This is a genomic window from Leifsonia psychrotolerans, assembly GCF_013410665.1.
Classification (GTDB): Bacteria; Actinomycetota; Actinomycetes; order Actinomycetales; family Microbacteriaceae; genus Cryobacterium; species Cryobacterium psychrotolerans_A.
The window spans coordinates 465,191-483,846 of the sequence record NZ_JACCFM010000001.1 but is presented as its reverse complement, the minus strand read 5'-3'; the positions used below and the strand labels follow the sequence as shown (position 1 = coordinate 483,846).

At 64.0% G+C, this 18,656-nt stretch carries 13 protein-coding genes and 1 pseudogene; 6 read left to right on the top strand and 8 right to left on the bottom strand.

The genetic code is table 11. The annotated features are described in order from the left end of the window. Positions 1 to 135: 135 nt before the first annotated feature. From HNR05_RS02170 to HNR05_RS02150, 5 genes are all read right to left on the bottom strand, one after another. On the bottom strand, positions 136 to 345 hold the full coding sequence (locus HNR05_RS02170) for a DUF8691 family protein (protein WP_179577531.1): 210 nt from the start codon (positions 343 to 345) through the stop codon (positions 136 to 138). Positions 346 to 476: 131 nt separating this feature from the next. Further along, a complete protein-coding gene (locus HNR05_RS02165; protein WP_179577530.1) occupies positions 477 to 3,035 on the bottom strand; it encodes a LuxR C-terminal-related transcriptional regulator in 2,559 nt (852 codons plus the stop codon). Positions 3,036 to 3,131: 96 nt separating this feature from the next. After that, positions 3,132 to 4,334 carry a hypothetical protein gene (locus HNR05_RS02160; protein WP_179577529.1) on the bottom strand — a complete coding sequence of 401 codons (1,203 nt, stop codon included), beginning with the start codon at positions 4,332 to 4,334 and terminating at the stop codon, positions 3,132 to 3,134. 63 nt (positions 4,335 to 4,397) lie between these two features. Then, positions 4,398 to 4,829 carry a DUF6325 family protein gene (locus HNR05_RS02155; RefSeq protein WP_179577528.1) on the bottom strand — a complete coding sequence of 144 codons (432 nt, stop codon included), beginning with the start codon at positions 4,827 to 4,829 and terminating at the stop codon, positions 4,398 to 4,400. A gap of 102 nt (positions 4,830 to 4,931) precedes the next feature. After that, the gene (locus HNR05_RS02150; protein WP_179577527.1) at positions 4,932 to 5,519 is read right to left on the bottom strand and encodes a MarR family winged helix-turn-helix transcriptional regulator; all 588 of its coding nucleotides are present in this window, start codon (positions 5,517 to 5,519) and stop codon (positions 4,932 to 4,934) included. A gap of 126 nt (positions 5,520 to 5,645) precedes the next feature. Here HNR05_RS02150 and HNR05_RS17865 point away from each other — a divergent pair. Beyond that, positions 5,646 to 5,822: pseudogene (locus HNR05_RS17865) on the top strand (NAD-binding protein); the annotation flags it as partial. Between the two features lie 139 nt (positions 5,823 to 5,961). Here HNR05_RS17865 and HNR05_RS02140 read toward each other — a convergent pair. Further along, positions 5,962 to 9,420 (bottom strand): family 78 glycoside hydrolase catalytic domain, encoded by a 3,459-nt coding sequence (locus tag HNR05_RS02140; RefSeq protein ID WP_179577525.1) that lies wholly within the window; start codon positions 9,418 to 9,420, stop codon positions 5,962 to 5,964. 198 nt (positions 9,421 to 9,618) lie between these two features. Here HNR05_RS02140 and HNR05_RS02135 point away from each other — a divergent pair, with 198 nt between their 5' ends. Then, positions 9,619 to 9,828, top strand: a complete 210-nt coding sequence (locus HNR05_RS02135; RefSeq protein ID WP_179577524.1) for a hypothetical protein — start codon at positions 9,619 to 9,621, stop codon at positions 9,826 to 9,828. A gap of 435 nt (positions 9,829 to 10,263) precedes the next feature. Here the strand turns inward: HNR05_RS02135 and HNR05_RS02130 are convergent, their stop codons facing one another. Continuing rightward, the gene (locus tag HNR05_RS02130; RefSeq protein ID WP_179577523.1) at positions 10,264 to 11,277 is read right to left on the bottom strand and encodes a LysR family transcriptional regulator; all 1,014 of its coding nucleotides are present in this window, start codon (positions 11,275 to 11,277) and stop codon (positions 10,264 to 10,266) included. Positions 11,278 to 11,354: 77 nt separating this feature from the next. Here HNR05_RS02130 and HNR05_RS02125 point away from each other — a divergent pair, with 77 nt between their 5' ends. Continuing rightward, on the top strand, positions 11,355 to 13,094 hold the full coding sequence (locus HNR05_RS02125; RefSeq protein ID WP_179577522.1) for an L-aspartate oxidase: 1,740 nt from the start codon (positions 11,355 to 11,357) through the stop codon (positions 13,092 to 13,094). Between the two features lie 81 nt (positions 13,095 to 13,175). Here HNR05_RS02125 and HNR05_RS02120 read toward each other — a convergent pair whose 3' ends face one another. Next, positions 13,176 to 14,525 (bottom strand): flavin monoamine oxidase family protein, encoded by a 1,350-nt coding sequence (locus HNR05_RS02120; protein WP_179577521.1) that lies wholly within the window; start codon positions 14,523 to 14,525, stop codon positions 13,176 to 13,178. Between the two features lie 324 nt (positions 14,526 to 14,849). On the opposite strand from HNR05_RS02120, the gene HNR05_RS02115 reads away from it, so the two are divergent. Genes HNR05_RS02115 through HNR05_RS02105 form a run of 3 tightly spaced genes read left to right on the top strand, consistent with a single transcriptional unit; the run spans position 14,850 to position 18,432 of the window. After that, positions 14,850 to 15,230 (top strand): ArsR/SmtB family transcription factor, encoded by a 381-nt coding sequence (locus HNR05_RS02115; protein ID WP_179577520.1) that lies wholly within the window; start codon positions 14,850 to 14,852, stop codon positions 15,228 to 15,230. Then, positions 15,227 to 16,906 (top strand): SulP family inorganic anion transporter, encoded by a 1,680-nt coding sequence (locus HNR05_RS02110; protein WP_179577519.1) that lies wholly within the window; start codon positions 15,227 to 15,229, stop codon positions 16,904 to 16,906. The genes HNR05_RS02115 and HNR05_RS02110 overlap by 4 nt, the downstream gene beginning before the upstream one ends. Further along, positions 16,903 to 18,432, top strand: a complete 1,530-nt coding sequence (locus HNR05_RS02105; RefSeq protein ID WP_179577518.1) for a multicopper oxidase family protein — start codon at positions 16,903 to 16,905, stop codon at positions 18,430 to 18,432. The genes HNR05_RS02110 and HNR05_RS02105 overlap by 4 nt, the downstream gene beginning before the upstream one ends. The last annotated feature ends 224 nt before the right edge of the window (positions 18,433 to 18,656 follow it).

The window sequence follows — 18,656 nt, the reverse complement described above, 5'->3', positions numbered from 1 at the left end:
ACTCCGTCGTGACAAGCGGGTGCTCGCGGGCAGTGGGTACAGCTTCGGGCGCGACGGCGCAGCTGTCAAATCAGGCTGCGATCTGGGGTCTTTCGGTGAACGGTCACTCCGGGAGGAGCGTGACGACACACGCGCTCACGACGACTCGTGACGCACATGGACCTCGGCGATTTCGAGCCCCATGTCGGCGATTCGGGCGAGAATCCCCTGCAACTCGGACTGATCATTGAGCATCCCCGTGAGCAGCGTCGTCGATGGCGCGATCGGCAGCGCGTCGAACTCCGGGAACGCCGCCGCCAGGGTGGGCGACAGCGCATAGGGAAGACGTATTTCGTACCGTTTCATGAGCGACCTCCTCCTGCTGCTGCGGGCGATTCGTTCATCCTCGCCCCATCCGGGTGCAGAGTCATCACCTCCCGCGGGTGACCCGCCACTCACACACCGACCACGCTGCACCGCAGACGGTGAGAGACCGGCTAGAGCAGCCCGAGTATCTGAGCGGTGGAGACCGCGTCGCTGCGATCAGTGACCCCAAGCTTCTGATAGATGCTGCGCATATGGGTCTTGACCGTGTTCACACTCAAGGTCTGCTTGCGCGCAATCTCGGCGACGCTTTGATGAACCGGGAGCTCGTTGAGGATGTCGTGTTCACGCTGCGTCAGCGGCACACCAGGAGAACTCTGTTCAGGCTGCGCCGGCAGGAGCGAGTGAACAGCCGCCTGCACCTGAGCGGCGAATGAGTCCAGCGGGCCGAACCGGCCACTTCGCACGGTCAGAAGGGTCGCACCTTCACCCCCGCGTGCTGCGAACGGCTGAAGGACATCGAAGCGCTGCGCCAGACGCACGGCGTGGGTCAGCCGTATATCGGCTTCGCTGTGGCTCCCCCGCAGTTCCGCCGCGTGAGCGAGCAGGATCCAGGCGCCGATCGGGGCACCGGCATGCCAGGAGCGCGCCGTGTTGTGCAGCGCGGCGAGAAGAGATTCCTCTGCGGCGTCGCCCCGACGAGTGGGAAGAGCGAGGGCGAGGCGCACGGTCTCCGACTCCACCGAGTCGTCTCCCAGCAGAGCATAGACATCGGCCGCACGTTCCTGTGCTTCGGCTCGGCCATCGAGCGTGAGATGCAGGCTGACCAGACGCAGTGCGACAACGGCGAAAAGTTGTGGATAGTGAACCCCGTGATCGCGCATCAGACGATCCATGGTCTCAAGAGCCGGCCGCGGGTTCGCCTCTGAATCCAATCGGGCACCGGTTCGCGCGGCGATAGCCGGTACCCGCGCGCCGGGGGTGAGGCGATGCGCATCGGCGGCGATGAGCGCATCCAGCTCCTCGGTCTGCATGGCTTCACAGCGCCGATACGACCTCACCGCAGATATGATTGTGGCGGACGAACGCACCCGGCCGGGCTGGGTGCGCGGATGTGCCGAGAGTTGCACAATCACCTGATCTTCAATCGCGGCCGCCAACTCCCAGCGACCCGACAGTGTTGCCAGCGGTGCGGCACACGACGCGGCCATCAGGCTCAGCCACCCGAACCCCGCCCGATCGGCGCTGATCCCCACCTCACGCAGCCGGAGGAGCGCGTCGGCCGGCGCACCCACTCGTCCAATACACCACGCCTCGGCCACTTCAGCAAGCAAGTCCAGCGCCAGGCTTTTTCGACGCAGCGCCACGATGTCAGCCGACCGCAGGCGCCGCAGGCGCGCCTCGTACGAATGGTGAGTTGTGCCCACGAGGCAATGCAGCGCAAGGGCGACGGCCAACCAAGGCTCCTGTGTCGGCGTGCCCGCCGTGTCGTGGGCCAGCGCCTCTTCGAAGAGATGCGTTGCTCGCGTTGAATCAGCAAAGAATGGCGCCTCGAACAAGAGCTGTGTCGCCACGAGCGCAAGGGGGGCGGCGGACGTGGGAAGGGCCGCCATGGCGCGGTCGATCAGGTCCGTTTCACCCGCCAGCATGAGTTCTAAGCCGAATCGGTCCAGGGCGCTCTGGATGTTGTGTCCTCGGCCCGAGGCGAGTGCTTCTTCCAGTGCGTGCGCGCCATCCTCCCGAGCGTAGAACCAGGTAAATGCCTTCGTATGGGCAGCGGCGAAGTCATGCACATTCTTCCGGCGCGCGTCCGCCTGTAAAAAGCTGAGCAGAACCGGGTGATAGTGGTAACCCTCTGAATCTTCGATCATCAGCGAGTTGCGTTGGCAGATTTCGTGCAGCAACTCCCCCGCGTTGGGCAGGCCGGATACGTATGAGGCCAGCTCCAGCGGAACGTCACTCCTGATCGCCGTCGTCGCGAGCACGAATCTCTCGTCGACGCTCAAACTCTCGAGAACTTCGCTCACCAGATAGTCCGCGACCGCCCGGTGATCTCCGTCGAAGCCGAGGACGGCCGCGCGTGCGTCCGCGCTCTCCTTCAGCCAGGGCACCGCGAGTGCCACCGCGATTGCCCAGCCCTCCGTGCGGCGCAGAAGCACGTCGAGCACGACATCGTCCAGGCACACGCTATGACATTCGGTCAGGGCATTCAATTCCACGCGGGTGAAGGCGAGATCGGCGGTGCGCAGTACCGCGAGTCCCCCGGCCGTATTCAGTGGCGCATGCGTGCCGACCGGTTGATAGCGCCCGGCGATGATCACCCCGGCCACCGATGGCAGCACATTCAGGAGAGCGGTCACTGCGGCTTTTGCTGCGCGCCCGGCAAGAAGATGGATGTCGTCGACCATCACGATTGAGCGCGAGGCGTCTGTCTGCCCCGGCCGGTCTCGATCGGATGCGGCAAGGCCGCTCAGTATGTCGGGCACCCGCTCGAGTGACTCACCCGAGATCATGACGACCGAGAACCCGCCGTCGGTGAGCAGACGCGCCCACTGTCCGAGCAGGGTCGTCTTTCCCGAACCCGCGGCGCTCCAGATTGTCATCAGGTGCGACGAGCCGGCAACGAGCGTGCCGAGCGTTGCGTCGAGTCGTGGCCGCGCGACGACTCGACCAACGCACGGAGCACGGCCGGACGATGAAACGACAGCGTGCAGTTGCGTGTGTTCGTTCATTCTGCATCGACCTCCACGTAGGGTTGCGACGTCAAACGACTCGGGTGCCACGAACACTACACTCGCGTATCGCGCCACTCGCCTGGACCGACACGGTCAGACAACAGAGACCGGTGTTTCAGCGTCGGAATCTCGGGGCACTTCGATCACCGGACGCTGCAGCAGTTCCAGAATCGCTACCACCAGGACGGCGATAATCAGAGTCCAGATGATCACGCCGGCGGTCAGCGGGCGCAGGAAGAGGATGGCCACGGCCGCGGCGACGGCCACCACGACGCGCAGCAACACACGCTGGCGATACAGCCATTCCCCGGTACGTCCCGTACTGATTCCCTGCCGTTCCGCGGCTTCGCGGGTGATCCTCGCCCCCGACGTGAAGAACGTTCTCAGGCGCCGTGGCGTGCGGAACGGCCCCGCAAACCACGCCACGACGGCAACGGCGAGGGCGAGCACAAAGATGGCTAGGCCAAGCGTCTGAATGATTTCCACCACAGTCGAGTAGGCCAAGCCGGCCACATCACTCGGCAGAACCGTGGGGCTGACGGATGCGATGAAGACCCCGTCACCGATGAAGAGGGCCGCCAGGGTGATCGCCATGGCCAGCGCCAAAGCACTGGCCGCCCCGATCAACGCTCTCACCTTGCGCCGGGCTACAAGAATGCCCGCGAGCAGGAAGAGGAGTGAGACCCAGGGCAGCCAGGCACCGGCCCCGACCGCCACCCCGTAGACGAGCTGGATGGTGGGAACCGCATCCGATTGGGCGATGACGATCGTTCGGTTCACCTCTGGAATCTGGCTTGCGAAGCCGATCCCCTGCGCGACGAGTGCCTTCTTGACGGCTGCGATCACCGGCGAGAGTTGGATGCCGATGCTGCCGTCGCCCGCGATCTGCACTGCGGCATGCGGGTCGTTACGCATGGCTGCGATCAGTTGACTGTGCGAGATCCGCAGGGCGTCACGCCAGACGGCTGCGAAGGCATCGGAGGCGATGAAGGTGCTGACCCCGCTGCGGATCAGACTCTGAATGCCCGCGGCTGCCGGTCCTTTCATCGCGTCGAGCGCCCGGGTGGCCACCGGTCCGGTGCCGAGCGAGGTGATGCCGTCGATGACCTCCGCGGTCAACTGGGGCACGTCGAGATGCTGATTGATGACCGCGACGGTTTGGTCGGTGACGAACCTCTGAACGGCCGGCTCGTCGGCAAGCGGGGCATACGAGGCAACGAACCGGTCGGTGTCGGTGAGTTCGATTTTTGCCCAGGAGGCGACGACGGCCACCGGGGCGAGGAAAGCGCCGATCACGATCAAGACTGTCGCCAACACCGTCCAGGGCCAGTCACGTGGGCTGCATCATATGTCCTGTCGTCAGTCGATCTCGGGAACGGTGGCGAGGATCTCCTCGACCACCTCTGGGGGAACTCGAACGTTGTCGAGCATCTCTCCGCCGGCCGCCAGGACCGCGTCGCGTAACGCCGTGGCCCAGGTGTGCTCAAACACCAAGATCGCCGCTGAACTGTTCGGCGTGAGTCCGTCGGTCAATTCGGCGACATCTTCGTCGGAGATCAATCCTTCGACCCGGTTGATGATGCTCTGAAAAGACGACACGGCGCTCCCAGCGCCGAGTTCCTCGAACTCGACGAATTTTGTGCTGCCGTCCGCTTCCTTCTGAACGAAGAGCCCGTCGATGATCGTGATCGTCTCGTCTTTTACCAGCCGCTCCAACTCGGGCACGATCGCCCCCGTGAAGTTGTTCTCAGGAAAGCCAATGACGAGAATTTCAACCGGTCCGAGTGGCATGCGAACTCCTTTGACTCACCACCCCAACGGTGGCGTTGCCCCGAACTTAACGCGAGGCCACAACGCGCGCAAGGATCAACATCAGGTGAATCGGCGCTCAGATCAGGCGCTTCCGGCCGTCCCGGCCTGGGCCCACTCTGCATCGGCCAGTGAGAGCTGCCCGGTCATGTCGTCAAGAAAACGAATCACGGTCTCCAACTCGGACGACGTGAGGTTCGCGGCTGCGAGAAATCGTTTCGACTGCTGTCGCCCGACGGTGTTCATGGCCGCCGTATGCGTTTCAGGCGTAATCGAGATCGCTAACGCGCGCCGATCGGTGGGATGGGGGTGACGGATGATGTGCCCGGCTCGCTCAAGCCTGTCGAGCAGTTTGGTGGTCGATGCGGTCGAGATTTTCAAATGCGTGGCGATGGCGCCCGGCGTAGCGATCACTCCCCGATTGCCAGAAACGATGAGGTAGTGAAGCGCACGCATATCGGTTTGGTTGAGCTTCATGTACTTCAGCGAAGCCTCGGAGAGTTGCTGCTCAGCCTCACGCAATCTGCCGAGCGCAGCCATCAGCTCGCTGATCTGGCGCACCTGAGTGGGATCCATGGCGGAACGATCGACCAGCTGACCCGTGGGATCGCTGGAATCGACGTCGTAGATGCTCGAGGAAACCGACTCGTGGTTTTCATCGATAGCTGCCATGGCAGCATTTTAGCTCAGTTGGCTATATTCAATTCGACTATCTTCATCATCATCTATTTGCTAACCAGGCTAGGGAAACCGTGATTCTCTGAAGGGTCGAAAGCGAACACCGAATGAGCATCCACTGTCGGGGCCGGGGCGATCGGCATGGAGTTCGCGTACGTCCTGAAGAACTACGGGCTCGATGTCACAATCATTGAGCTTTGGGATCGTGCGCTTACGAACAAAGAAACCGAGGTATCGAAGGAGATCACGCGCCAGTACAAGAAACTGGGCATCGACATCCTCACTTCCACGACGGTGGGCACGATGTGTGCGTGTCGAAGTTGCCGTTCAGCGCCAACGGCAACGCCCAGGGCAGATGATCAATCTGTAGCCCCCGGCGCGCGCCGCACGCTTCCGACCTGGTGCATCGGAAGCGTGCGACGATTCAACTCATGTCTCAGCGCGGCATCCGAACGCGTCGGCGACGACGGACCAGCGTCATGCCCACCGCCATGATCAGGAGTACTCCGCCCAGAAGCACAGTCGACACGTGTGCGCCGGTATTGGCCAGGCTGCTTTCGTCGGGCTCTGCACTGCCGGTCCCGGTCCCGGTCCCGTTCCCGGTCCCGTTCCCGTTCCCGTTCCCGTTCCCGTTCCCGTTCCCGTTGCCGTTCCCGTTCCCGTCGCCGCCCGATCCCGGCTCCTCAGGAATCTCCGCCGCCGGTCCCGCGACAAAGGTATACGTGCCAGAACCCACGGCGAACCGTGAGAACCCGTCACTCACGCCGCGTGCCGTCGCCGCCGGAGTCGAACTCACCGCGTCGCCCGCGTTCACCGGGACGTTGACTTCAGCGGTTGCTCCGACCGGCACGGTCACGGTCAGGGTGAACAACTCACCCGCGCGCACCCATTCGGACGAGACCTCACCCCAGGGCGAGTGAACGTTTGCCGCGGCCGTAGTGAGCTGGCTGGCGAGGGCGGGCTGGAACCGGATTTCCCTGTATCCCGGCGCGGTCGCCGTGATCCCTGCGACCTGCTGATAAAGCCAGTCATCGACAGTGCCCAGGAACGCGTGGTCGAGTGAACGTGACTGCGCACCCCATTCCTCCCACATCGTGGTCGCACCGAGCTCCTCGAACCAGTAGCCCCAACCCGGGTAGGTGGGGTTCGTCGCGACGCTATACGCGAGATCGGCGTAGCCGTTCTCCGTGAGCGTCGGCAGCAGGTCCTTCGTGCCGATCGCGCCGGTGCTGAGGTGATTACCACGATCTCTCACGTCTGTGACGAGGTTCGCCAGGACCCTGCCGCGCTGGTCATCCGGCACGATCCCCAAGCTCAGCGGCAGGATGTTGGACGTCTGCCGGTATCCGGCAGCAACATTATCGAAGTACGCCCCGACGGCAGGATCGTAGAAGGTCGAGTTGAAGGCGTCGCCGATCCGGTCAGCGAATTCTTGGAAGTGCGTCGCATCCGCGTCGTGGCCGAGCTCGGTGGCGATCTGCGCCATCAGGGTGGCGGTCTTATAGAGGTAGGCCGTCGCTGGTAGCCGGGTTCCGGCGGCCGGGCCGGGGGTCGGGTCGAGCCAGTCCCCGTAGCTGAACCCGGTGTACACATTTCCGGTCTGCGCGAGTTCCTGCTCGTAGTGATTCATCCACTTCTTCATGCCGTCGTAGTTGTCAGAAAGCACACGCGTGTTCCCGTAATACCAGTACAGGTTCCAACTCATCAGTACATAGCTGGAGGTCCAGAGGGGGTCGTTGACCTGCTTGCCTCCGACGGTCGCCGGCACGGTATTGCCGAGGGTCCCGTCGGCGTTCTGGTCGTCCCGGTGTGAACGGATCCAACTCTCATAGAAGTTCTGCATGTTGAATGTGGCGATGGCAGAATCGGCCGAGAGAAAGGCGTCCGCAGTGTACGCGCGCTTTTCATACATCGGAGTATCAGTCGGAATCGAGTGCAGGTTATTCAGCAGAGTGTTCGCCTGTGCCCGGTGATACCGGTTCAAGAGATCATTCGAGCTCGAGAACCCACCTGTTCGCTCAACGGCACTATGCACCCGCTTGCCCGTGACATCCGTCACCGCGACACCGGTCGGCGCTTTCACCTGCACGTATCGAAAACCGGCGTAGCTGTAACTCGGCTGATACGACTCGGCGCCACCACCCTTGAGCGTGTAGTTATAGGACTGAATGTTGAAAAATCCGCCGTTGTTGAACACGGTGCCGTCTGCATTCAGTTTCTCACCATAGGTCATCTGCACGAGGGCGCCTGCGGGGCCCTCGAAGGCGACGTTTGACCACCCGGCGGTGGGCTCGCCGAAGTCGTAGACCGCAACGCCAGCGGCGGGTGTGGTCACCGCGACGTGCGAAAGAGTATCGGTTTCGGTGATGGCGGGGAATGCCTGCGACCGGAGCCGCCCGCCGGGCGCCACAACCGAAACCGCCGGACGCCAGGACGAGTCATCGAATCCAGGAGCGTTCCAGCCGGCGTGTTCAAGTCGCGCGTCGTAGTTCTCACCCGTCCACACGGACTCGCTCGTTGTCGGGCCGTCTTCGGCGTTCCAGCTTCGGTCACTGACCACCCTGTGCGTCGTGCCGTCCGTGTAGGTGATGTCGAGCTCAAGCTTGAGCTTGGTGTCGTCATGCCAGGATGAACTCGTCCACTCGTCGGGGAAGGTCTGACCGAAATACCCGCGTCCGAGGCTGACCCCCATGACGTTCTCGCCGTTTTGCAGCGCCTCGGTCACGTCATAGCTTGTATACAGAATCGTCTTGTCATAGACGGTGAAGCCCGGGTCAAGCTCGTGGTCACCGACGCGCTCACCGTTCAGGTAGAGCTTGTAATAGCCGAGACCGGTGACATAGGTGCGCGCCTTAGCGATCTCCTTTCCAATCGAAAAGCTGGTGCGCAGGAGTGCTTCCGGTGGTGTCGACGCGTTGACGTTCCTACCCCACGGCCAACCTCCGTACGGGGCTCCGACGACCGCGGCGCTCCAGCTGGAATCATCGAAACTCGGCGCCGTCCAGCCCGGTGTGAGTGTGGCCGTCGATCGCCACGTTCCATCCGTTGTGATCTCGACGGTGTCCGCGTTGGACAGTGTGATGATCAGCTTTCCCACCAGTCCGGCAAAGCCGGCTCCGGCATTGGTCACCCGTGCGGCGAGCACGTTGTTTCCCGGATGCAGCTCCTGTGACAGATCTGCGATTCTCGAGGTTCGCCAGGCCTCCCCGGAGTTTGGAGAGCTCAGTGCCTCTGTTCCGTTCACGGAGAACGAGAAATAATCGTCGGCCGACATCTGCATCTGCGCGGAGACGATCGTGACGCCAGCAGGAAGGTCGAAGTCCGTGCGGAAGAAGCGATCTTCGCCCACAGCGCTTCCATTCGCGCCACTGTTGTCGCCCCAGATCCATCCGGCGCCATCCAGCGTCGTTGTGGGGCTTCGCCGGGGCGAACCGATCCACTCTCCAGCGAAATCATCGTCGTCGAGAAACGCGGTCTCGAAGGTCGCAGTCTCGCTCCAGGCCGAGACACTGCCGGCCTGATCCCACACTCGCACCCGCCAGTCATACGCGCTGCGTGAGTCAAGTTTCTCGCCCGGAAGAGGAATTTCGAAGCTGGTCGAGGACTCGACCCGACCGCTGTCCCAGATATCTGGTGACTGCGCGTCAGCTGAGAAGACTTCGATCTCATAGGCCGACTGCGCCATCCCGTGGTTGTCAGACGAGACTTCCCACCCCAAGTGCGGGGTCACCTCATCGATCCCGAGCGGATTCGTCTGATGCTCAACGGTCAGTGCGCCGACGCGGAGCGGAGAAGGGTCGTGTGGTGCTGCGACAGCGCTGAGTGCGGGGACTCCCGCGAGAACTGTGAGTGCGCCCGTAACAAGCGCCGCGTACTTCACCTGGTTTATGCGCATTTTTGCGCCTTCCTGCTGGCGCGAACACGCCGGCATCCTCAATGGGGTGCCGAATTGAATCGTTACAATTAGGCGTTGCGAAGAACTTAGCAGCACAGATCGAACACGCGCAACGGCACGTTCGGGCAGACTCACCCCGAGCGGTCAAGCCGGTGTGACCCCGCACACGTCGAACCGCGGGCGCGCTATGTTGTCAGCATGTCCACGTCATCGCAACGATCGATTCGGCCCCGCACCATCAGCGCGCTGCTTGCGGGCTTCATCGCGGGGTTCATCTGGATGGCCATCACGGTCTCGATCGGCGGCTTTACAACGGCCACCATCGTCGTCGGTGGAATCGCCTTCGTCGTGACGGTTGCGATCATCACATTTGTCATCGATCTGGCTGTTTCGCGCTCCATGAAGTGACGCTGAACCGGCGGCTCGTGCGAATTCACCCCGCCGGCTCGGCCTCGAGCAGGGCAACCAACGCCGATTCAGGAGAGGCGCGTCTACTGCCGTCGTGCCGTGCAGCGTGCGGAAGTCCTTCGCCGTGAAGTCTCCTCCGGTGCGTTTGCGCACAAAATCGTTGATCTCGGCGGCCGTGAGAGTGCGCCAGCAGTCGACATCGCGCCACTCCTGCAACCGGGCGTCCGGTCCGCGTTTCAGACGCGTCCGAACAAAGCGAGAAAGATCTGCATCATCGAGCGCGCTCTGCCACCATTGGCCCGACTTCGCCGGACATTCCAAGGCAACACCGGTGCCGTTGACGGATGCGTGAGCCCACTGGAGCGTGGTCACGGTAGCTGAAGCCCCGACCCGAACGCACCCGTGCATGACCCGCACCCGAGGTATCACTTCGCCTTAATCGACCCATCGCGTCCTCCCTGGTGGATTCCATTCTGTGCCGGCGACGATGCCTGAAACAACGTGCCGCTCCGTCGCCCGCACAATCAAGCCGTCCATCGTGGTGGTGGCCGACGAAAGGATGTCGGCTGTGTCGATGATCATGTCGTGCATCGCCTGGGCGGCCCGGGTCAGGGTCACATCGCGACGATGGGCGAGGCTGACCGAGCGCGTCAGGCGCGGCGAGTTGAGCCTGACGGAACGCACGCCCGGCCGATCCGTCAGCACCATGGCTGGAACGACGGCAACTCCCAGACCGCGTTCGACGCAGCGCAGAACCGCATCCATCTCGGCGCCCTCGAGCACAATCCGCGGCGACAACGACGCGTCGCGGAAGGCCTGCATCGTTGCGGCGCGCAGGTCGTAGCTCTCGTGGAAGGTGATCTGTGGCAGTGCGGCCAGCTGTGCGAGCGTGAGCGACGTCCGGGTTCCGAACAGGGGGCTCTGGGCCGCCGAGATCACGACGAGCTCTTCAGTCACGAGTGGAATCCGTTGCAGACTCGCAGACGAACTGACGCCCTCCTCCGACGCGGTAATCAGGGCCAGGTCAAGCTCTCCCCCGGCCAGGTCATCGAGGAGACCCCGGGAGCCGCCCTCGGTCAGGTGCAGATCAATACCGGGGTAGGCCGCATGGAACGAGGCCAATACCTCGGCGACCAGGCTGATGCACAGCGTGGGGGTGGCACCGAGGCGCACCCGCCCCCTTTTCAGGCCGGCCAACTCCTGCATCTCATGACGCACAGTCTCGGCATCCGCCAGCATTCTCGTGGCCAGCGGAAGGAGCGATTCGCCGGCAGCCGTCAGCGTGATGTTGCCTCGAACCCTGTGAAAGAGCTGCGCGCCGAGGTCGGATTCCAGTGTGGCAATCTGACGGCTGAGTGAGGGTTGTGCCAGGTGCAGCTGCGTGGCGGCACGGGTGAAATGGCCGGTGCGGGCAACTTCAACGAAACCCTGCAGCTGTTCAAGATTCATTTCAATAGCCTAAACGTATTGAATCTACTCATATCATTCATTGGACTAATCGACAGGCGATTCTTAGCGTTGACGTCATGACTACTGCACCACGAAACGAAAAGCAGATTTCCACGACTGTACTCGTCATTGGAACCGGCGGATCTGGCCTGCGAGCGGCGATCGAACTGGCCGAAATGGGCGTCGACGTTCTGGCCGTCGGCAAACGCCCACGCAACGATGCGCACACCTCGCTCGCCGCCGGCGGCATCAATGCCGCGCTTGGCACGATGGATGCAGAAGACTCCTGGCAGCAGCACGCGGCCGACACCATCACCGAAAGCTACAATCTCGCGAACCCGCGCACCGTTGAGATCGTCGCGCGCGGTGCCGAGCAGGGCATCCGCGATCTGGAACGGTACGGCATGGCGTTCGCGCGAGAAGAGGACGGGCGCATCTCGCAGCGGTTCTTCGGCGCCCATACCTTTCGCCGCACCGCATTCGCCGGCGACTACACCGGCCTGGAGATCCAGCGCACACTCGTAAATCGGGCCGCACAGCTGAACGTTCCTATTCTCGACGAGGTCTACATCACGCGCCTTCTTGTGCGCGACAATCAGGTGTACGGCGCCTACGGCTTCGATCTCAACACCGGCACGCGCACTCTCATTCATGCGGATGCCGTCATCCTGGCGGCGGGGGGACACACCCGCATCTGGCGGCGCACGTCATCGCGGCGCGACGAGAACACCGGGGATTCGTTCCGCCTGGCCGTGGATGCGGGTGCCCGCCTGCGGGACCCTGAGCTCGTACAATTCCACCCGTCCGGAATCATCGAACCCGAAAACGTCGCCGGAACCCTGATCTCTGAGGCCGCCCGGGGTGAGGGCGGCATCCTGCGAAACGCGCTCGGCGAACGGTTCATGAAGAGCTACGACCCGGTGCGTATGGAGCTCTCCACCCGCGACCGCGTGGCGCTCGCGGCGTACACCGAGATCAAGGAGGGCCGCGGCACCGAAAACGGCGGCGTCTGGCTCGACGTGTCGCACCTGCCGCGCGAGGTCATCATGAATCGCCTCCCCCGCGTCTACCAAACGATGATGGAACTGCAGATGCTCGACATCACCCAGGAGCCGATCGAGATCGCGCCGACCGCGCACTACTCGATGGGTGGCGTCTGGGTGCGCCCCGAGGACCACAGCACGGATGTGAACGGGCTCTACGCCATCGGCGAGGCATCCAGCGGACTGCACGGTGCCAACCGCCTGGGTGGTAACTCGCTCATCGAGCTGCTGGTCTTCGGCCGGATCGTGGCGCGCGCCGCCGCGACCTATTCCGCTTCGTTGGAGTCCCAACCTCGCTCGGCCGCGGCACTCGCCCAGGCTCGAGCCGAAATCGATGATCTGCTCGTCGCCGACGGCCCCGAGAATGTACGCGCGCTGCAGCGAGCCATCCGCACCCTGATGACCGAGCATGCCGGTGTGGTGCGCGACGAGGCGGGCTTGACGGCCGGCCTGGCCGCACTCGACGACATCGAGCAGCGCATGGGCCAGGTGGGAATCCACCCCGACATCGCGGGATACCAAGACCTCGCGCACGCCTTCGACCTGAAGGCCTCGGCGCTGGCGGCCCGGGCCACCCTCGAGGCCGCCGTGGAACGCCGCGAGACCCGCGGATGCCACAACCGCAGCGATTACCCGAACATGGATCCGTCACTGCAGGTGAACCTCGTCTGGTCACCCTCGTCGGGTGTGACGCGAGAAGCGATCCCTCCCGTGCCCGATGAGATCGCAGCACTGATCACGGAGGTCTCGACGGTGGGCAAACTGGTGGAGTAGAGCACGACGCACACGCGGCTACTGGTCATCCCTCGGGATCGCCAACCCTTCGGCCCACGTCAGCTCGCGGTCAGCTCGCGGTCAGCTCGCGGTCAGCTTGGTGGGGAGCGTATCCGGCAACCCGGCGAACGACAGCTCCCGGCCGAGGATATTCTGAGCCGCGCGGTGCCCTGAGCGCAGCGCGGCCGTGACCGTCGCGGGATCCTCCGTCCACGTCGCCTCACCGGCAAAGTGCAGCACACCGTCGACCGGAGTGGCCAACAGGTCGTGGTCTTCGGGGCTCGATCCGGGCTTCATGTACGCGTACGACCCGCGGGAATACGGGTCATTCTGCCAGTCCGTGATCAGCACACGGTCGGGGCGCTCGACTCGCTCCCCGTAGAGCCCGCGCAAGGCCTGCAGCACGGACTCTGCGATCCGGGCGTCGTCCCACCCACGCGTTTCGATGGCGCTCGGTCCCGCTGCAAAGGTGAGCAGGGTCGGCACTCCGTGCAGGTCGGTCAGGTCGTACCAGGAGTGCCACCACGTGCCGGCTTCGCCCTGCTGACGAATCGCGTAGACATCCGTGTCCCAAAACCGGGTCGGAAAACGCAGGAATACCTTTTCGAAGTTGTTCATCTCGAAACCGTCGATGGCGCCGGCCAGCCACTCGGGCAACGCGGGATCAAAACTCAGGTCACCCGACTGCACGACGCCGATCGGAACCGTGACCACCACTCGGTTCGCCGTGAACTCCCCCTGCCCACACCCGACGGTGACTCCGTCACCTGACCATGCAACGCGCGTGACCACATGCTCGAGTCTCACGTCGAGCCCCATGGCCAAATGTTCCGCGAGCCGGTCGAAGCCGTCGGGGAAGATAACCTCGTCCCCCTCCACGGTGTCGTCATCGAGGCCATGCGCATCCAGAAGCCTGGCCTCGACGCCGTATTGCTCTTCGGAGCGGTGTCGCACGAACTCCCGCACGCGCTCGGCGCGGTCGGCATCCCAGCCGAGCGTGGCCAGTGTGACGGTGATGGCATCCTCGTAGGAACTACCGAGTTCGGCTGCGGCGATCGAGACGGCGAGGTGCCGGTCGAAGTCACGGATGTCGTCGGCGAAACGGGCAACGTCCTCGTCGCTCAGACGGCGCCCGGTCGGTCCGTAATACGCGATGGGACGCCCATCGGGCTGGTAACTGCCCACCGTAAATTCCACAGTGGGCATCCCGAACGCGGCCACCACCTCGGTCAACGGGTTGCCGTCAATCCCGTGAATCCATGAGGCCCCGCGGTCGGCGATGAATCCGTCCGAACGCGCGGTGACGGTGCGGCCACCGATACGGTCACGGGCCTCGAGTACGACGACACTCTGGCCGGACTGCGCGAGCAGCCGAGCCGCAGTCAGCCCAGAAACGCCCGCTCCGATGACGACGGTGTCAAAAATCTCCATGGGATCAGGCTAGCAACCGGTTGCAGGGTCTCGACACGCTCGACCAACGGGATGGAGCAGGGTCTCGACACGCTCGACCAACGGGATGGAGCAGGGTCTCGACACGCTCGACCAACGGATGGAGCAGGGCCTCGACACGCTCGACCAACGGGATGGAGCAGGGTCTCAACACGCTCGACCAACGGGACAGCTCGACCAACGGACCGTGACCGTGACCGTGACCGTCGAGATCCCGAGACTGCACGAGTATCATATTGATATGACGGATTTATCAAGTCAGCATTTCCGGCTGGCCCGGCTCTCCACGTCCCACGGACGACTCCAATGAGGGGCGTCGACGCGCAACGCCCGCTCTACGAGATCAAGGCAAATCTCTTCAAGGGTCTCGCGCATCCGTATCGAATTCGGCTGCTTGAAATCCTCACCGGTGCTGATGAGGCTTCGGTGTCGGACATGATCTCTCAGACCGGCCTTGAGGCCTCGCATTTGTCGCAGCATCTCGCTGTGCTGCGCCGGTATGGCTTGGTCGTGTCCGAACGGCGCGCGAGCGTTGTGTACTACAGGCTGGCATTCCCGCAGGTAGCGGAGCTGCTCCGGGTCGCTCGACAGTTGCTGACCGAGGTTCTCAACTCCGCGCAGACACAACTCACCGCGGTCGAGGCCCTTCCCGCACTGACCGCCGCACCGAGTGTGAGCGCCGAATGAGTCGCACGTGGACGTCGGTGCGGTCGTTGCTGCCCGGCCGCGCGGACTACCGAGTACTCCGCACGAGCTGGCGCAGCGACCTCCTTGCGGGCATCACAGTCGGCATCGTCGCTTTACCGCTGGCCCTCGCATTCGGCGTGAGTTCCGGCGCCGGAGCGGCAGCGGGCCTCATCACCGCGATCGTCGCGGGCCTGGTCGCGGCAGTGTTCGGCGGCTCGAACGTGCAGGTGTCGGGGCCGACGGGCGCGATGGTCGTGGTGCTCGCCCCGATCGTGGTCAGCCATGGTGTCGGAGCCGTCGTGGTGGTCAGCGTTTTAGCGGGCGTCATCGTGCTGCTCGGTGGCCTCCTGCGCCTGGGCCGAACCGTGAGTTACCTCCCGTGGCCGGTGATCGAGGGGTTCACGGTCGGCATCGGTGTGATCATCTTTCTGCAGCAGATTCCTGCCGCAGTCGGCGCAAGCGCCACCGGCCGCAGCACGAATTCCGCGGTCGCCGCCATCGAGTCCGTTGCCGCCGCGGACTGGCCGGCCGCGCTTCTCCCGATAGCCGCCGTTGTGGCTGTGGCCGTCGTGATGCTGTCGCTCGGGCGGGTCAGCGGTCGTCTTCCGGCGTCGTTCATCGCGATCGTGGTGGTCACACTTGCCTCGCTCGTCTTCGCCCTCCCACTGGCCACGATTGGAGCCCTCCCCCATTCGCTCCCGCTCCCCGCCTTCCCGGTGGTCGAGATGGGCAGCCTGGCCAGCCTGGTCGGCCCCGCATTCGCGGTGGCAGCTCTGGCCGCCATTGAATCGCTGCTCTCGGCCCGGGTCGCCGCGTCGATGGCCGACACCGGACCCTACAACCCCGATCGAGAGCTCGTCGGCCAGGGCCTCGCCTCCATCGCCTCCGGATTCTTCGGCGGCATGCCCGCCACCGGCGCCATCGCCCGCACCGCGGTCAACGTGCGCTCCGGCGCCCGAACCCGCGCCTCCGCGATCGTGCATTCACTGGCCCTCCTGGCGGTCGTCTACCTGGCCGCGAATGTCGTCGCGGTGATTCCACTCGCGGCACTCAGTGGCGTGCTGATAGTGACCGCGGCGCGAATGATCTCTCCGACGATGATCAAACAGGTGCTGCGGTCGACACGGTCGGATGCCATCGTGTTCGTCGTCACGGCACTCATCACGGTGAGCTTCGACCTCATCATCGCCGTCGGCATCGGCATTGGGGTGGCCGCGTTCTTTGCCCTGCGCGCCTTGAGCACCGCCAGCGGTGTGCGGCGGGAGGAGTTGCCCGGCGATCCGGCGGTCGGCGATGAGCGGATCGCCCTGTTCCGCATCGACGGCTCCCTGTTTTTCGGCGCGGCCGAACGTCTCCTCGACCGCATCAGCAGCCACCGTGGAATCGAGGTGGTGATCGTGCGGCTCTCCCAGCTGCAGCTCGTTGACGCGACCGGCGCACACACCCTCGCCGAACTCGTCACCGCCTTGGAACGCCGGGGCGTCACGGTGCTCATCAAGGGCATCCGCCCCGAGCATCTGCAGCTGCTCGACCGACTCGGCGTAATCGGCTCGCTCCGCCACCCCAACCATCTCTTCGCCGAGCTCGACCCCGCGATTGCCCACGCCCGCTCACACATTGCCCGTTCCCACACTGCCCGTTCCTCCGTGCCCCGGGTCGGCGACGCAACCGCATGAGAAACGATGCCGACAGCACCCCCACGCCGCCAGCGGATGGTCCGCCGCCGATTCGCCTCAGCCGACGGACGCTGCTGCTCGGGGTGGGTGGGATCGTCACTTTGGGCGCGGGTGGCTATTGGATCACCGAGGGGCGATCGGTGGAGGACGGCTTCTCGTTTGACACTCCTCTACGCATCCCCCCGGAGCTGGGCTCGGAGCTCATCGACGGCGAACGGGTCTTCCGCCTCAGCGCGCAGTCCGGTGAAACGGAACTCGTGCCCGCTGTCGCGTTCGCAACACTGGGATTCAACGGCGCCTATCTTGCCCCCACCATCCGGGCCGTCCGCGGAGAACGAGTGCGCGTCCACGTCACCAACGAACTGGACATGCCCACCACCGCACACTGGCACGGCATGATCCTTCCGGCACGCCAGGACGGCACCCCCCACCAGACCATCAGGCCCGGAAACACCTGGACGGCCGCGTGGCAGATCAATCAACCGCCCGCGACCCTCTGGTACCACCCTCACCCGCATGGGCAGACGGAGTTACAGATCAGTCGAGGCATGGCCGGACTTTTCCTCATCGACCCCGCGGAGCCGACCCCAGGGTTGCCCTCGAACTACGGAGTGGACGACATCCCGCTGATCATCCAAGACGTCACAATTCAGCCTGGCGGTGGGAAGCCGGGAACTCCGACCGGGTCACCGATCGGCCGGATTGGCAACACCGCGATCGTCAACGGCACCCACCGGCCGCAGTTCCATGCTTCCACGAACCTCGTCCGTTTCCGCATCCTCAACGCGTCGGCCGCCCGCTGCTACAACCTGACGCTGTCGACCGGCGAGCCCTTCCATCTCGTCGCCACGGACGGCGGTCTGCTTTCCGCACCGGTGACGCTCACAAATCTGCTCCTCTCCCCCGCCGAGCGAGCCGAAATCCTCGTGGAGGTGCGACAGGGCGCAGAGATCGTTGTGCGATCAGTGCCGCACGAGCTCGGCATGAGCAATCGCGACAACATCGTCTCCGGAGCCCACGACACAGTCGACCTCCTTCGCATCACCGGCGCCGCAGTGCTGGGCGGCCAGCGATCGCTTCCCCGCTCGCTTCCGTCCGACCCGCTGCCGCTGCCGGACAGCGCATCCGTTCGGCGAAACTTCGTGCTGGGCGACGTGACGATCAACGGGCAGACGATGGAGATGAACCGCATCGACACCCGCGTCACCGCCCAGACCACCGAACGCTGGATCGTCACGAACGCGTCGACACGCGCTCACAACTTCCACATTCACGGAACCCAATTCACGGTGCATGCACTGACCGGTTCCGCCTCAACCGTCACCATCCCCGGATGGAAGGACACAGTGTTCATTCCCCCGAAGAGCACAGCCGAGCTGGTCATTCCGTTCGGCGATCATGTCGACCCGACGACGCCTTACATGTATCACTGCCATCTGCTCTGGCACGAAGACCAAGGGATGATGGCTCAGTACACGCTGAATGAGACCCGAGGAATGCCCTCTTCGGCCACCAAAGAAGGGTGAGCCTCAGTCAGAGAGCGCTACGCAACCCACCAAAACGAAAGCTCGTGGCCGAGGATGCCCTGCGCCGCACAGTGGCCCGAGCGCAGTACTGTCGTCATCGTCGCCGAATCATCCGTCCAGGTCGCCTTCCCGCGAGATGCAGCACACCCGCGCCCCTTCAGGGCGAGAGGCTCTCTCGGCTGGACGTGGCCGATGTCGCCAATCGGATGTGCTCCCCGATCAGA